Source organism: Ruegeria sp. HKCCD6426 (genome assembly GCF_057221115.1).
On sequence record NZ_JBWVBF010000002.1, the window covers coordinates 294175 to 310426 of the forward strand.

Here is a 16252-nt window from a genome sequence, read left to right on the forward strand (position 1 = left end):
CTCACATAAAATTAGTAATATAGATCAGCAGGGCAATTGCCCCAAGCGGGACGACATAGACGCCCAACAGCAGTTTCCTGCGAAAGGAGTTGTCGTATTTCTTCAACCCCCGCGCGACAAAAGCGTCGCGATCACCGGTCAACCCTTTCTTCTCCCAATGCGCGATCAGCTTACGCCGCCGCATCAGGCGGGAATAGATTGACAGACCGATGTAGATCACCGTCAGAACAATCAGAAGCGGGATCAAGAAACGGATTGCAACGATCATTCAATTCCTCCCAACAGCGCCCCAGGGACCGACGCGAGCTATGACCTCGTCGCTGACCCTGTCGTTGCCGCTCATGTCCGGCTCATGGCCGAACAACGCGGCGCGGGCACCTGCCTTGTCCACCTGATACTCGCGTGCGAGGAAGTCGGCAACATAGGCTTTTTTGGTTTCAGGCCATAGGGCGTATGTGCTGTAAAACAGCTCTTTATGGCAGATGAACATTTGACGAGGGTCCAGCGGGGCAAGCTCGGCCAAAAGCATGTTCACCAGATCGCGGCTCGGGGTATCCGCCGCACGCAGCGTGTAGAAATAGGCTGGGTGATCTGAGGTAATGCGGGGCCACGGACCGCCATCTTTCGCCCAGCGCAACAACTGTGCCAGGCCGTGATAGGCCTCGGGCAGACGATCCGCGTGGTTGCGGGCCAGACGCCGCATGTCGCCCCGATCCAGCCCCGTCAGGTCAACGCCCGCATCTGCGGCGGCGTCAATGGTCAGGAAATCCATCTTCTGCTGCAGGATAGCTGCGGAATCCACACCACGAGCTTCGATGATCGTTTCGACCAGATTGTTGTACCCGAGGAACTTGGCGATCTGATTTCTCTGAGACACGTCAAATACGTATTTGATCGGCAGATCGTCCAGCCGTTCGGCCATACAGATTGCAGCCGGATGTTCCAAATCCGGGAATAGGTAGAGCCCGCCGAAATGCGCTGTCCAGAAATTGCGTTGTTCAAACGCTGTGTGGCGCAGGCGGACCGGGTTGCGTGTCACGTCGCCGGTTTCCTTGGCCGTCTCGATCATTTCCGCAATCAGCACATCGTCGAACCAGGCGTCTTCTTTGGTCTTGAACCGTTCGACCATGCCTGCAAGTTGCTGTGCCTTGCGCAGGGTGCCGCCTGCGGTGTCGGCCTCGATCTCGATCTTTTGCAGGTTCAGCAGATCGCCCGGCGTGGTGAGTGTGATGACCGAGTTCACCAGCTCTCCAGCCACCGCATCGGTGGCGGTCAGGGCGAACAGCTGCGCCTCGTTCATCTCGATGAATTCGCGCAGGATATCGCGAGAGGTCGAGAATTTGACGTTCAACAAAGGCGCGCGTTTCTGCTCGGTCGTCAGCAGGATGAACTGCCGGTTAACCCCGTTGGGGTTGAGGTAGAGCTCGTCCTCCAGCTCAATCCCTACCTCGGGCGAATAGCCCGAGATATCCACATGGAAATCCGTCAGCGCCGTGGTCTTGCCTGCCAGGTGCTGCAGCGCGCGGTTATACCGTTCGACCAGAGCCGGGCTGGAGATGTGGACGAGATTGCCGAACATCAGGCCTTTTTTGATGAGGCGGATCATTTGGATGCTCCGGAACTCAGCCTTATCCAGTTACTTAGCTTTTTGAACGCAATTCCTATCGCCCAACCTAAATGTTTGAGAACTGCAGTCCCAATTCTATCCCCACCATTTGCGAGGTGGCGCGCAAAGCGAAGGCCTGAAAGCACCGAGATCCCTATCAATGCAATCTGGAAGGTTAGGGCAATCATTATGGTCCAGTCTAGTTCCAAGCCCGAATGACTTTCTTCCAAGCCGTTCGAAAATGCGAAGCCATTATCGAGAAGGAAAGCTACGATCAACAATAGTGTAAAAAGGTTGGAGAACACCGCCATCAAGCCGACGGAAAACCAATTTGGGTAACGAAAAGGCCAAAGAAGTCTTGGTAGAAACCAAGCCAGCGACATTGTTATAAGTATCCAGGTAATCAAAGATAACATTTACCCCTTCCCCTCCAGATACCGCCGTTTGGCCTCTTCCATCCGGCCCATCTCGCGGACCGCGTTCTCGATGGCGACCTCGTCGCTCTTGTCGGCATAACGGAACTCGCTGTCGGCGTAGCGGTTGATCTCCTGGATCACCATTTCCACCGTGATCGGCTGGCGCAGGTCCTCAATCATGGCCTTCTTGGTGTCGTAGTCGCGGAACAGGAACAGGTCGGGGTTTTCCATCCATTCGTCCGGCAGTTCAAAGTCCATTGCGCGGACCTTGATCGCGTCGGTGATGTTCTTGATCGCGCGGCCAGTGAAACGCTCATCCGCCTGTTGGATCGCCTTGAGGTAGGTGCCCAGCTTGGCGATTGTGTCCATCTGGCCGATATCGCCGGAGACCCGGTCATAGACCTGCAGCAAGGCGTCCTCATGCGGGCGGGCGTGGCTTTCGAAACTGGCGGCGACAGCCTTTTTGATCTCCTGCGCGGCATAGGCTTCGTGTTCGCCCAGCGGAATGTCGTGGTTGCGGCCCATCAGCAGATGCAGGATGTCGATATAGTCCTCGCGCGTTTGCGGCCCGTCCACGAGGAACCGCGCACCGGCCCGCTGGCGCAGAGCGTCGTCCACATTCTCGGGGTAGTTCGAGAACATGCCAAAGGTGCAATTGCCGCGCACGACGGTGTTGGCGCCTGCAAAGCTCTCCATCAGCACGGCGGTGATTTCCAGTTGCCCGGCCGAGGACTGCCGATCGCCGCGTTTGCCCGCCAGTTGGTCGATATCGTCGATGGTGCCGAAGCCGATGACCGAGGGGTCGATGATCGTGTTGATAAACGCCTTGGCGTTCTGGCCGGATTTGCCCTGATAGCTGTCGATATTGTCGGTGCTCAGGTTCTGATAGCGGAACGGATAGCCCGCGCTCTGGCAATAATCGTTGATCAGCCCGGCCATCATCTGGATCAGGGTGGTTTTGCCGGTGCCCGGCTTGCCGTCGCCCATAAAGGTGAAGATGAACCCGCCCAGTTCCGCAAACGGGTTTAAGCGGCGGTCAAAGTCGTAGGCCATCAACATCTTGGCCAGTTTCATGGCCTGATACTTGGCGATGTGGTTGCCCACCACCTCATTCGGTTTCTTGAACGTCATGGTCAGGGTGGTGGATTTGGCCTTGGAGGCCGGTTCAAAACCGCGGATCGTCAGGTCGTCAGCCTCGATATGCCAGGCGGCGTTCTGGAACGGTGCCAGATGGCCTGCGGATTGCGCACGCAACGCCACCTTCTCCATCAGTTGCTCGGCATAGGCGCTGGTGGCAGCGATCAGGTGGGCATCGTCGGGGGCATGTTTGGCGAGTGTTTGGTCCAGCTCCCACAGCGCGCCATGCAGGGCGAGTTGGCCGTTGTCGGTCAGAACCTCTTCGATTTCACCAAGGTCCACGGTGGTCTCGCCCAGATGCGAGGACATCAGGTAAGCCAGCGCATTTCCGAAGGTATGCGAAGTGATCAGGGCCTCAGCGGTCAGCAGTTCAGAGAACTCAGTCTTGCGCGCGGCGGGCAGATCCCCGGCGAGGTTTGCGCGTTTGAGATCGGCCAGCGGGGTCTGGTCTGCATAGGCCTCGGCCACAGCCAGAGCGATGGCGATGGCGCGGCGAAGGGCCTGCTGCGTGGTGGCCTGCGGCGGAGAGACCAGTGTATCGCCGTCATCCGAGGCCTCGATCCGCTTGATCAGATGCACCCCGTCGGCCCGCACGGTGCGTCGCGTCACCAGCCCCGGCGTTGTCGACCGGAACCGCCGCCCCGTGGCCACGCCCGGGGATCGTTCAGTCGACGTTTCAACCGCCTTTGCAATTCGCGGCGCATGTTCGAACCCGTTCAGCAAGGCGGTCGCTGCGGGATAATGTTTGCGAATATCCGCCTCGCGTAATTCCATCTGATCTGACGTCAAACTCATTTCAAAATCGCCTTCGCTGTATTCAATATCTCAACACCTGCCCGGTCTTGCTGACGACAAACTTGCGCACATCGGCAAAGCCCGGCGGGTTGCGTTCGGCCAAAACCTGAAACGGGCGTTGGGGCAGGATAATTGACCGCTCTGTCCGGGTCGCGCCGGTCTCGGCCCCCTGCCCGCCGAACGGGTCCAGCGCAAAGACCTCACGCTCAACGGTCGAGAACCACCCGGCGCGTTCTTCGATCACCTCTTCGCTTTCCAGCTCTTCCGTGGTCCAGGCCAGCGCCCAGTCTTGACCTTCGGGCGCCTGCGCGCCCTCCAGCACCTGCCGCAGAGGCCCGGATTGCTCGGTATAGGCCGAGGAATACATCGGCCCCACATGGATGCGGCGCAGATGTTTGGGGTGCAGGTCGTCGAAATCCTGATCGAAGCCTTTGGCGATGGTCACCAGTTTCAACCCGCCAAGGGACTGCGCCATCAGATGCGCCTGCACCTCGGGCCAGCGACGTTGGTCCTTGGGCAGGGCGGTTTTACCGCTGTCCTCAAGCTGCATCAGGTAAATGACCGGCAGGTTGATCTGGCTGTCATAGACTGCCCAATGAATCATGAACTTGCGCCGCTCGCCCTCATTCCCGATCCAGTGGCATTCAGGATCGTTACGGGCCCAGAACAGCTGACCCTTCAGCAATTCCTCGTAATAGAGCCTTTGAGACAGCGCGAATTGCAGTTTGGTGGGAATTTTCTGATCACCGATGATCGTCCGCACCATGTCGGTTTTCAGGTCCTCTTCCGAGGGCATATTCGCCAGATGCACCTGCGCCTGCTGCGCGTCATTGGCCATGGTCAGCAGCTCAGCCGCCACCGGAAACCCGCTGTCGCGCTTGTCCATGGCGAGGCTGCCAAAGAATCGCCCCGTATCGCGCCCGACCAGCAGGTATTTCATGCTCAGCGCGCGAAATGTGTAGAGCAGCCCTGAGAGGTAGCGCGACACGATCCGCACCTCTTGCTTGCTGATCACGCCCTCAGCCTCCATCGTCGCGGCCACGCGCAGGAGGTGGACGGTGATCACCTCAAATTTGCGGAAATAGCGGCGCGAGGCGAAGGTGTCGGTCAGGCCGACATGGTCGTGGGTTGGGTCAGTCATTGAGTGCGTCTACGACGATTGGATTCCAAACGGCAATGGTCCACTGTTCCGACGAAAAGGAATAGGTACAGACCAACGGCACCAGCTATCGGTAAACCCCAATAAAGATACAAAAGTCCGCCGAGCAGAAATCCTGAAAACGGCAAAGCCCATTCTCTGAAATATTTCCGCCAAAAACGCTTGGACTTCACCGCCTCTGAAATGGTCAGGTAATCTTTGTCCCGGCCACGGCCATCCCTCAGAATAAACGATTTTACTATCCAAAGAGGCACGATACTCCAGCAGGCCAAGATGCTGAGATTGGGTTTGTCAGATGCAATGCCCGCAGCAATGGATAGAAGCAATGCAACAAACAACGCGCCGAAAAGAAGGTTGAGAATGCGATGTGATGCGTAGCTCACCCAGCTCAACCCCCATACAAATTCTTATCATGCTTCTCGACAATCGAGGCAAAGCGGCGGGCAAAGCGTTCGTCTGCCTTGGCCTTCTTCTCCAGCACGTCGCGGGCAAAGACCATGTGGTCCTCATGTGCCTCAAGCATGTCGGCCATTTTCTGGTTGGTCGCGGTGCCGATGGCGGCCATGGCGGTTTGTGCCTCTTGATCTGTCTGCACGCCGATCTCGTTTATGCGGTGGGCCACGTCCTGCTGCTGCGCCGTTTTCAGCGACTTGGTCAGGGCGTCATACAGCACCACGCGCTGTTGCGTGTCTGTTTGCAGCTTGTTGATCAGCACCATCTGCGTTGCCGCCTGGTTTTGCAGTGAATCGACCCAGGTCTTGCCCTTTTCGATATAGCGCTCCAGCGTCTGGCTTTTGGCCAGCTTGACCTGCTCTTCCTGAACCTTGGCGTTGTATTGCTTGTTCAGCTCAGCCAGTTCGGTCTCAAGCTGAGTGCGCGCGGCGGCGTCCTGTTCGACGCTGATCTTGTTTTCCAGCGTGATGATCGTCGGGTCCATGCCCTGAATCTCGGCGCGCAGAGCCTCCAATTCGGCCACAGTCGCCTCGCGGTCATCCAGTGTGCCGGTCAGGTTATCCTCGACCTTCACACGCTGTTCTTCCAGCACCGACAGCTGGCCTTCCAACAACTTCACGATCACATCGGATTTAGCGATCAGGTCCTGCAGCTTGTCGTCGATATTGGCGGTGCGCATACGCTCCTGCCGCATCGACTCGGATTTGCCTTTCGAGAAGATACCAACAAAGGTCTCCCATCCGGATTTCGAACGCATCTCATCGAAATCCTTGGAGAAAGCGCTGGTGACGTCGTCCAGCCCCATGATCAGCTCGGCGATATTGGCGTTCATCACCTCGGTGTGCGCGTGCACGTCTTCGAGTGTAGCGTTTTCAATGTCGATATCCGCCTCGGAGGTTCCGATCTTGGCTCGCGCGGCTTCGATCCGTGATGTTAGCCCTTCTATCTGCGATTGGCTCTCACGTACTTTCTGTTGAGTCTCTTGAATCAACGCCTCGAATTGCTGGTTCGACATCTGTCCTATCCTTATTTTTCTTATATACCCAATAAGATAGGGAATGTTATGCTGATTTACATCCCCTTGGGTCCTGAAATTCTGCAAAGATTGGCAAACTCACAGCGAAAAAGATAGATGCGACAACTTATCACCGAAGGGAACGACGTCGCCTGTGTAGGTACGGCGTCTTTTCAAGGACTTATTATCCGGTGTTGTTTTGCCTGTAACGGCTTCCTTAATCCACTTGTTGCTACTGCAGCTCCAAAAACGTCACCTCCGCGTCACCCATAGCAACAACAAGTGGCGTAACTGCATTTCGTACCTCATGCGCACGCGGTGGTGTTATCTTCATGATCGTTCAAAACAGGAAACCGCCCATCCTTGGAAAGACGGTTGGTATTATTGGAACCGTCATTCACGGTTGCCAAATTGAAATTGAGAAACGCTGGTAAGGTTTCGGGTTCGCAACCATCCAGCCAGACCCCTGACGCCGACGCCTGTTCGAAACTCAAACTCCTCAAACTGGAACCTTCGCGCAGGCACACCGAAGCGACGCAAGCCTTCGCTGAGAGACACCCGGAGAGAGACCGGCCCACAAAAGGAGACTTTTGCACGCGACAGGTTCGGGCCTATGACGCCGGCGATCATTTCAGCGCTGATGCGTTGACCTTCGTCAGATATTACGAGGTGCAACCTCAAATTCGGTTTGAGTTCAGCAAGTTTTTCGACTTCTTTCAAATGCGGGGCGGCCCCTCGGGAGCTGACGCAAAAGAAAAGATCAACTGGTTCGCCGTCACCGTTCAACGCATTGGCCCATGCAAGAAATGGAGTGATACCGATGCCGCCCGCGACCCAGACCTCAGGGCCCCTGCCTATATGGCGGAACCGCCCATAAGGGCCTTGGATATGAACAGACTGACCTTCTTTTAGGGCGCGGCCCAGAGTAGATGTATAATCCCCAAGGGATTTCACGGTTACACGCAGAGTGCCGTCAGGACCGACTTTCGAAAAGCTGAACGGATGCGGTTCATTTTTCCCGGCGCCGGTGAAGCGCAGAACGCCAAATTGCCCAGGGACTGGGTTGAGCCGTCTGTCTTCAGGCTCAAGTGTAACAGCCAAAGCACCGCCGGTCGTCTCAAGTTTCGAGATTTTGTATCCGTATGACGGACGTAGTTTTTGCGGCAGCAGCATCCATGAATAGGCACCAATGCCCAGCGCACAGAAAAAACCGGTATACAATCCGGCAGGATCCGTCATCGCAAAGGGCTTCATGATCAGGAAGAAATGGAGAGCACCGATAGCAAACAAGGCTCCCATGGCTTTGTGCGTCCACTTCCACAGGTGATAGGGGATAAACGTCGCAACGGAAATCAGGGCCAGGATGAGCAACCCGTAGAAACTGACTTCACCCAAAGATTCAGCGAAGTCATTCCATGCGGTCTCGCGGCCAAGACCGCGCATTTCGGCCCCAATTGTATCGTGCAACAAAATTGCTGCCATTGCTGCGATCCCTGCCCATTTATGCAAGACGTAAACACGATCAAGGCCACCGAATAAGTGCTCGATCCCCGGCAGACGCGTTGACAGAATTTGCCCCCACGCCATCAGAACCAGCGCTGCGAGACCCAAATATTGGGAAAACAGCGCTGTCTGGTCGGTGATGCCCGGCAGAGAAAAAAGCTGGTAAGCCGGGACAAGCATCGTCACACCGATCAAAAAGAGTCCGATTGGTTTCATGAGTTTTCCTCGATCTGCGTTTGAAATTCGGCGCTGATCAGTTCGTCCGCGAGAAGGTCGTCGATAAAAGTACTTAGAAGCTGCAGACGACCTGACACACCAGCTTTTCGATAAACAGAAGCACATTGCGCCTTGATTGTGCCCGGTTTGGTTCTCCTCAGATCGGCGATTTCAGCGATCGAGAAACCCTTGATGGCGAGAATGGCGACCTCACGCTCTGCCTTGCTGAGAGACCACGCTTGAAATCGGGTTTTCAGAAGCTCACTGAATGCCCCTGACGCAACTTTTACCTGATCTTCAAGTTGGGTTTGGCGGGTCAGAACTTGGCGCAGCTCGTTCGCCGTAAACGCCAACCCACTGATCAGCGCAACTGTTACCAGCGCCTCGACAAGATCGCTTTCAGCCAATTGGATGGAGGATGTCGGCCAAAGAAGATCCAGGATAATATCCATCAGGAAGTAAGCGCTACAGACGGCCTGCAAAGCGAACAAAGACCATAAAATGGTAATACGTGTCATAATCGGCTTTCGGAAAAAGGGGTGCGCCCTTAGACAAGGCGCACCAATCGACGGTCAGCTGTCGTCAGAGGGGTCTTGCAGTTCAATCTCGAGTATTTGGCCGGTCTCAGGCGACACCTCGATCTCGAAATCTGTGCCACCCATTGACGCCTGGATTTCGATTTCGTCATCCTCGGTCTCTACTTCTGAAATGACGTAACCCTCCGCCTCTAACGCAGAGCGAATGGCCGCCACCGACGTTCCCAGGGTATCGCCCACATTGACCTGCGCCAGAGCCAATCCGGGCGTAATGAGAACAGCCAGAATCGCCAGTTTTCCAAGATTGTTCATTTGCATTCCTTTCCAAGAAATCTGCCACCGCGAGATTGCGGTTGCTCTTATCTGAGAAGTTCTTGAGATCGACAAAATTGGACTTTTGGCAGAATTCAAGCGGCTTAGGCCGAAAGTTTATGCCAACTAAGGCGATTAGCTCGGCCTGAACTGAACAACTGTCGACCGGCGTTGGTGGGATCGGCGATGAGGTATTCGAGATACTGCATAACGACACCCCTAGTGATGACACCGTTTGTGGTTAAGAAATATCCCCTGCCCCAGAACCAGCGGCTCCAATAGCGCCTGCGCAGCGCGGGGAATTCCCGTTGTAACTGGTGAGACGAACAGCGCTTCATCTTGCGCACCAGATCCGGCTGGAAATCGGAGGGCGTCCTCCAATTCGTTGATCCTATGGACTCTTATGCCCATCTATCCTGTTGGGCTTATCGGATTAGTTCCCAGCAAAATACTCTGTGGGCCACCTGAGAAGGTTCGAGATGGCCCACGTGAGACTGCATATGCTACTGCGCTACCTCACTATGACGTATCTATTGCTTAAAACCGCCATTCGTACGACGCCCAGAGAGCCTGCGTGGATACGTCGGCACCAAGCGTTGATCTCGCCTCAAGGCGTAGGTTTCCACCGTGATCAAAGGCTTTCTCATAGCTCAGGCCCACTTCGCCAAAAGTGTCGGTTCCGCTGCCGCCTGAGGCAAGTGCAAGGGTGTTGCCAAAAATTGCGACATCAACAACCGACGGCGCATCCGCGTCGCGATGTACGGCGGCCAGCGACGCCGAGAGACTTCCGCCACCCACGGCGGTCGAGTATGCGCCTCCTATCCGGGTCTCGCTGAACGTGACGGTTCTATCGCCCACCGTCGCATTGGGGCTGCTGCCCGTCTCGGTGTAACCATCCAGGTCCTGTTCGCCATGCAAAAAGCTGGCCCGCGGGGTCAGGATCGCACCATTCTCCATTCCGAAGTCCCGTTCGGCAGCCACCAGCACAGTAATCATGTCGCTGGAATAATCCGCATCAGTTGTGGTGTTTCCGCTTGTGGTGGAGTCGTCGTGATCCAGGTTGCCGTAACCAAGACCAAAGCTCAGATCAGCAAAGCCAAAGTTCTGGGCGATGATGCCGCTCATGAAGACACCGGACGTGTCGAAAGACGTAGCGCCAAAGGTACCGTCATTCTTGAGATAGCTGGCCCCAAGCCCGTATCGCAGGCCGGTTCCAAGATCGCGGGTTACACCTGCGCTGGCACTCCACATGTTCGACGACAGGGACGCAGAACTCCCGCTCGAAGTTCCATCGCTTCGACTGCCGCTGATCAGAAAATACGGCCTGAACCCTTCGATGGCACCACTTCCACGGGTACTGAGAACAACTCTGTCCTGACTAACAGTGCCACCATCAGTGCTATCCAACTGGCGGGCCAAATCGTAAGACAGTCCGGCAATTTCAAACGCCTGGTTTGTGTTGGGCTGCAATTCAGTGGCATCAAATGTGGCATAGACAGGGGCCGTGCCGCCTTCGTCGTCAACAAACCAACCCTGAAACGGTGAGGACACCGTCGTGGTGAAGACACCAGTGGACGTGTCATCGTCCTGGAAGTGATAGACAACCCGTCCACCGACATTCTTCAGATTGACGTCATGATCACTGACCCGAATGGTTCCATCAATATTGGCTGAAGTTTCGACATTGAGCGTGCCACCGCCATCGCCAAGAAAGACGGAATAACTTTGGCCTGACGACTGGACCGCAATGTCGCCGGTGACGTTGACCACGCCCTGAGCCGATTGCAGATGCAAGCCATAGGCTTCTGCGGTACCCCCGGTGGCGGTAACGGATATCGAGCCGCTGTGGGTCAGGACGCCGGTTGCGGTCAGATCGCCGGCAAACAACCCTTCGGCCCTGATCTGGGAATCTCCCAGAGCGGATACAGAGATTGTTCCCGAGTTTTCGGCTATGCCCTCGATCTGGCCAAAGCCCAGACCGGTGGCAGCGACCGTAGATACATTCTGGCCGATGGCGGCGACTTGCACTGTCCCCGAATTTGAAATCTGCGCGTTCTCCTGAATTATTCCGGCAAACATCCCCTCAGCGTAGGCCGAGGTGCCGTGGGTGTTTTCGACCCGCGCCGAGATGTCGCCGCTGTTGGCTGTGGACCCTTCGACCTCTCCGATGCGCAGCCCCTGTGCGTAGGCATATGCCATCCTATCGCCTTTCGAAGCGACGGAAATGTTGCCGGAATTCAAATAGGTACCGCTTTTACTGGTGCTGATACCCACCGCGCTGGCGCTCGACCCGTTATCGGCTATTGCGGTCACCGAGATGTTACCCGAATTTTCAAACTGTCCGCTTGCGAATCCCAGGTAGTCGCTCGATGTGATACCGACTGCACCGGCAGTCGACCCGCCCGATGCGGCAACTGTAATTGTCCCCGTGTTGGCAAAAGACCCGACGAGATCGTTCATTTCAATCCCCAGCGCAAAGGCGGTTGTCTGCCCATCGGCCAGAACGGTGATTGAACCGGAATTGCTGGTCGCGCCGAATATTAGGCCGCTGCGGATACCGGTGGCCTGCGCAGTAATACCCTGCGCAGTTGCCATGATCGAACCGCTGTTGGAGAATTGTCCTTCGACATGAGAGATCTCGATACCGTAAGCGGTTGCCGTGAAACCACCGGAAACCGCCTGAACGATCAGGCTTCCGCTGTTGCTGAACGTGCCCTCGACGGTACCGTTGGCCGTGACGCCAATAGCGCTTGCATAAGAACTTGGGCTTTCGGCGAGGACGGAAACCGTGCCGGCGTTGGTGACGTCGGCCCCTGCGAGTACGCCGTTCACGCTGATCCCTTCCGCTGTTACTTCAGCCCCCTGCGCAACAACCGAGATATTCCCGCTGTTGGCGAATGAACCCGTCAGAGTGGAAGACCGGATTCCTATGGCTTCGACGCTCGAACCATTGACTACATTGACGGTAATCGTTCCCGAGTTGTTCAGAGTGCCATCTATTTCTCCGACTTCAATACCGTAGGTCGATGCATGATTAACGGCCTCCACCTGAACGAGGATGTTACCAGAGTTTTGTAGCAGCCCGTTCAACCTTCCAGCGTCAATGCCTGTCGCAAGAGCCGAAAATGAGGTGGCGATTGCGTCCAAAGCAATTGTATTTGTGTTGATCAGGGTGCCGTCGACATTTCCAGTCTCTATCCCGATCACGTCAGTGCTGCCGCCTTGTCCGATTGCAGTGATGGTTCCGTTGTTGGTTAACGCGCCTTGAACGAAATCCGTAGAAATTCCAATCGCAGAGACGTTGCTCACCCCGGCCGCCGCGATCACCAGTTGCCCGTCATTGGTCAGCTGATTGCGAACCTCATCAACCTGAAAGCCAAAAGCTTCAGCTGACCTGTTACCGGACCTTGCATCCGTGAAAATCCGTCCGCTGTTGACCAGTGTGCCAGAGATGTTTCCTCCGTGAATTCCCCGGGCTGTCGCCGAGGTGGTTCCGTTCGCAATGACATTGATCTGTCCGGAATTCGCGACGTTGCCGTTGACGTCACCAAAATCCAAACCATCCGCTCTTGCATCCGCTGTGGTGCCCAGGACCTGAACGTTCACCGCGCCAGAGTTGTCGAAGACGGCACTGTTGGCTACATCCGCAATGTCAAATCCATCGGCGCCAGCGCTTCCGGCCATGGCAGTTCCGTTGATAGCTCCCGAGTTAGTTAGCGTTCCTGTCAGGTTCGAAACTTCGACAACGTCAAAGGAAGCACGACCGGTGTCACCCGCCGTCATCGAAACCGTCAAAGCGGCGCTGTTCTCCAAACGACCTGAGACAGTCGCAATCTCGATCGCATCGCCGTTTGCGTTGCTTCCAGCGTTGCCCACAACGTTTATGGCACCGGAGTTGATCAGATGGCCTGAAAGGTAGTTGATACCAATTCCATCTACACTTGCGGTTACGCTGCCCGAAGCTGCAGCGACGATAGGCCCTGAGTTCTCGACCGTCCCGGCGACAGTTGCCAGTTTGAAGCCATCTGCAAAGGCACTGCCGCCAGAACTGGACGCGTCGACGGTAATGTTGCCGTTGTTGCTGACAGTCCCATTCACGGTCTGAGCCGCTATCCCGACGGCCGATACCCGAGAGCTGAGGTCAGCCCGAACATTGATCGTTCCACTGTTGGATAGCGCGCCGTCGATCTGATTAGCTGAAATACCTGTTGCGGTGCCAAATGTCAGAGCGGAATTTGCAATGTCGATGGTGCCTGTGTTCTGAACGGCACCCGTCAAATTCCCCAATACATCGACACCGTACAGCACAGCACTGTCGCCAGTCGCTGCGCCCATCGAAATCGTTCCAGAATTCAGAACTGTGCCGGACAGATCACCATTGATGTCAATAGCTGAACGGGTCCTCAGTGTACCTTCCGGCGCTGTCAGCCGCCCGTCATTTGTCAGCGTACTGGTATAATCCGGCACATTGATCTGGACCACCCCCGGCCCGGTCAACAGGTTGACGTCAATCGAACCTGTTGCCGTAATCGTATGATCTTCGTCGACGCTACTGACCAGAGGTGTCGTCCGTGGCCCGTTCACCACTTCGCCAAAAACAGATCCCGCGGAAACTGCCAAAACCGAGGCAGAACACAAAAATACTGAGGGGGCGACACTCGCTACTCTACCCTTCCACTTGGTCAAACGCCCCCCGCGCGTGAAAGCACGAACTCTTTGCTCGATCTGCATATAACTCTGCCCCATCTGGCTCATTTCCGTTCCCCGAGTCCGCAGGGTTGTTTCCCCAGCGTCACCCACTCAATGCGATGTGTGTTTGCACACTCCAGAGCAGCGTTAAAAGAGTGATGAGGGCGGAAATGTGGCCAAATCGGCGGTTTAGAACTTTAGTTTATGCAATCGTGACAGGCGTTTATCCAACTTTGAGACTTCCCGCTATATTTGCGAGGTTCAGGCTGCACGCGACTCGACAGGATTGAAATCAGGCCACCGATCCGCCGTCGGTCAGGTCCTCCAGAAATGCGCTCAGCAGCTGCGCCTTGCCGGCGTATCCTGATTTTTTATAGATCGAGTTGGTTTGCGCCTTGATGGTGCCTTCCTTGGCATTGCGGATCTCTGCCATTTCGGCGGTTGAACACCCTTTGATCAACAGGCGGGTAACCTCGCGTTCCGCCTCTGAGAAAGACCACTTCTCGAAATAGGCATTCAACAAATCTTCAAACGCGCTTGAAGCTCTGGCCACTTTATCCTCAAGCGTCTCCTGATACCGGCGCATCTTCAATACCTCGAAACCAAGAAGCATTATTGCACCAAACAGGGACAACATGATCAGGACTTCCCAGACATGAATGTCATCCCATTCATCAATCCAGGCTACACCCATCGCTTCGCCGATATCTTCGAACAGCATGACAAAGGCGCAGAAAAGTGAGGCGAAGAACGAAATCGTCAGGCGTTTTTTTGATGGCATTGAAGCTTCCACAGAGAATAGAGGATTGATCGCGGGTTCTTACGCCAGGTACACGCGGCACCTCAAGCGACAACTGCCGGGGCGCTGCCAAAGGTTGAGGCGCTCAACGACTTTATTTCGATGAAGTTACGTTTCGTGGTAGCCCAGCGGTACCCACGCTATCTCCAGTCAGAGACAAATATCGGCTATGTCACTGAAAAAAGTGGTGAGCCGTGCAGGATTCGAACCTGCGACCCACTGATTAAAAGAACGGCCAGTGCCATTTCTCTGTATTTCTCCAGATTTCGCTACACTGACAAAAATGAAGCAAAAACAGTATTTTACGTTGACCTTCGCTGCGCCTTGAATTCATGAATTACTCCAGAATTCGCCGCCATTTGCTTCCGTATAGCTTCCGGAAGCAGGCCGGAAGCAAGGAGTGTTCTGGATATGTTCAAACTGACCAAACGCGCGGTAGAGGGTCTTTCCATTGAGACCAAGGAATACCTTGTCTGGGACCGGGACATGCGCGGTTTTGGGCTGCGGGTCTATCCCTCCGGCAAAAAGACCTATCTGGTTCAGTACCGGGCCGGACGTAGGACGCGACGGATCACCATCGGCCAACATGGCGTTCTGACGGCTGAGGAAGCGCGGACACAAGCCAAGCAGCTTCTGGGCGACGTTGCGCGCGGATCGGACCCTTCCGCCGAAAAACAAGCCAGGCGGCGCGCACCAACCGTTGCGGGTCTCTGTGATCGGTTTCTAGAGGAATATGTCGACCAGCATTGCAAGCCAACCACAGCCCGTGACTATCACAGCGTCATTCGCAGGTTTATCCGACCCAAGCTTGGCCCGATCCCAATTGCCGAGGTGACCCGCGCCGACGTGGTGGCGTTTCACCACGGTTTGCGCGAAACCCCGTATCAGGCCAACCGGGCGGCAGCGATGCTGTCGAAGCTGTTCAATCTGGCCGAGGATTGGGGATTGCGGCAGCCCGGATCGAACCCCGCGCGCCGGATCAAGAAGTTCCGCGAAGAAGAGAAGAAACGATATCTGTCAGACGCGGAACAGATACGGCTCGGCGAAGTGCTGGCAGAGGCGCTGGAAGACGGTACAGAGACTGTATACGTGGTTTCGGCCCTTCTTCTACTTATTTACACCGGATGCCGCCTCAGCGAGATCCTGACGCTGGGCTGGGACTTTATAACGTCTCACCATCTGGAATTGCCGGACAGTAAAACCGGACGTCGCCGCATCCCGTTGCCAAGGGAAGCTTATGACATCCTAATGGACCTGCCCCGACAACCGGGCAATCCCTACGTCATATTGGGCGAGTCGGAGAACGGACCACTTAACAACCTGCAAAAGCCGTGGCGGCGTATACGTAAGACAGCAGGACTGGAAGACGTCCGTATACATGATCTCAGGCACACCTATGCCTCTGTGGCAATGAAAGACGGGATCGACCCGTTCACCCTTAAGGAGATTATGGGCCATAAGAACCTGACCACGACCCTGCGCTATGCTCACCTTGCGGACGATGCCGTTCAGCGCGCAGCGGGGTCAGTTGCCGCCCGTTTGGCTCGCGCGGTTCGAAAGGACGTCAGAACCACACCGCTGCGGGTTGTACAGTAACGCTACCTTACATAGGGACA

Annotated in this window: 13 protein-coding genes and 1 pseudogene; 1 reads left to right on the plus strand and 13 read right to left on the minus strand. The window is 55.7% G+C overall.

Translation table 11 applies throughout. The features are described 5' to 3' along the window. Position 1 precedes the first annotated feature (1 nt). From AC2TDA_RS06160 to AC2TDA_RS06220, 13 genes and pseudogenes are all read right to left on the minus strand, one after another. On the minus strand, positions 2-268 hold the full coding sequence (locus tag AC2TDA_RS06160) for a hypothetical protein (protein WP_480844832.1): 267 nt from the start codon (positions 266-268) through the stop codon (positions 2-4). Next, a complete protein-coding gene (locus tag AC2TDA_RS06165; RefSeq protein WP_480877889.1) occupies positions 269-1606 on the minus strand; it encodes a DUF6638 family protein in 1338 nt (445 codons plus the stop codon). Continuing rightward, entirely contained in the window at positions 1603-2022 is a 420-nt protein-coding gene (locus AC2TDA_RS06170; protein WP_480877887.1) for a hypothetical protein, read from the minus strand. The genes AC2TDA_RS06165 and AC2TDA_RS06170 overlap by 4 nt, the downstream gene beginning before the upstream one ends. Beyond that, positions 2023-3954, minus strand: a complete 1932-nt coding sequence (locus AC2TDA_RS06175) for an AAA family ATPase (protein ID WP_480877885.1) — start codon at positions 3952-3954, stop codon at positions 2023-2025. It abuts the gene before it with no gap. 22 nt (positions 3955-3976) lie between these two features. Next, a complete protein-coding gene (locus AC2TDA_RS06180) occupies positions 3977-5095 on the minus strand; it encodes a hypothetical protein (protein ID WP_480877883.1) in 1119 nt (372 codons plus the stop codon). After that, positions 5092-5496, minus strand: coding sequence for a hypothetical protein (locus AC2TDA_RS06185; protein ID WP_480877881.1), 405 nt, complete (start codon positions 5494-5496; stop codon positions 5092-5094). Before AC2TDA_RS06185 ends, AC2TDA_RS06180 begins: the two co-directional genes overlap by 4 nt. Positions 5497-5501: 5 nt before the next feature. Beyond that, positions 5502-6581, minus strand: coding sequence for a hypothetical protein (locus tag AC2TDA_RS06190; protein ID WP_480877880.1), 1080 nt, complete (start codon positions 6579-6581; stop codon positions 5502-5504). Between the two features lie 393 nt (positions 6582-6974). Beyond that, a complete protein-coding gene (locus AC2TDA_RS06195; RefSeq protein WP_480877878.1) occupies positions 6975-8300 on the minus strand; it encodes a ferredoxin reductase family protein in 1326 nt (441 codons plus the stop codon). Beyond that, on the minus strand, positions 8297-8818 hold the full coding sequence (locus tag AC2TDA_RS06200; protein ID WP_480877876.1) for a helix-turn-helix transcriptional regulator: 522 nt from the start codon (positions 8816-8818) through the stop codon (positions 8297-8299). The genes AC2TDA_RS06195 and AC2TDA_RS06200 overlap by 4 nt, the downstream gene beginning before the upstream one ends. Before the next feature lie 54 nt (positions 8819-8872). Then, positions 8873-9148 (minus strand): PepSY domain-containing protein, encoded by a 276-nt coding sequence (locus tag AC2TDA_RS06205; RefSeq protein ID WP_480877874.1) that lies wholly within the window; start codon positions 9146-9148, stop codon positions 8873-8875. A 104-nt stretch (positions 9149-9252) separates the two neighbouring features. After that, positions 9253-9501 (minus strand): annotated as a pseudogene (locus tag AC2TDA_RS06210) (transposase); the annotation flags it as partial. A 184-nt stretch (positions 9502-9685) separates the two neighbouring features. Next, complete coding sequence (locus AC2TDA_RS06215) at positions 9686-13732, minus strand: hypothetical protein (RefSeq protein WP_480877872.1); 4047 nt, start codon at positions 13730-13732, stop codon at positions 9686-9688. Positions 13733-14129: 397 nt separating this feature from the next. Next, positions 14130-14618, minus strand: a complete 489-nt coding sequence (locus tag AC2TDA_RS06220) for a helix-turn-helix transcriptional regulator (protein ID WP_480877870.1) — start codon at positions 14616-14618, stop codon at positions 14130-14132. A 429-nt stretch (positions 14619-15047) separates the two neighbouring features. On the opposite strand from AC2TDA_RS06220, the gene AC2TDA_RS06225 reads away from it, so the two are divergent. After that, positions 15048-16232 carry a tyrosine-type recombinase/integrase gene (locus AC2TDA_RS06225; protein WP_480877868.1) on the plus strand — a complete coding sequence of 395 codons (1185 nt, stop codon included), beginning with the start codon at positions 15048-15050 and terminating at the stop codon, positions 16230-16232. Positions 16233-16252 lie beyond the last annotated feature (20 nt).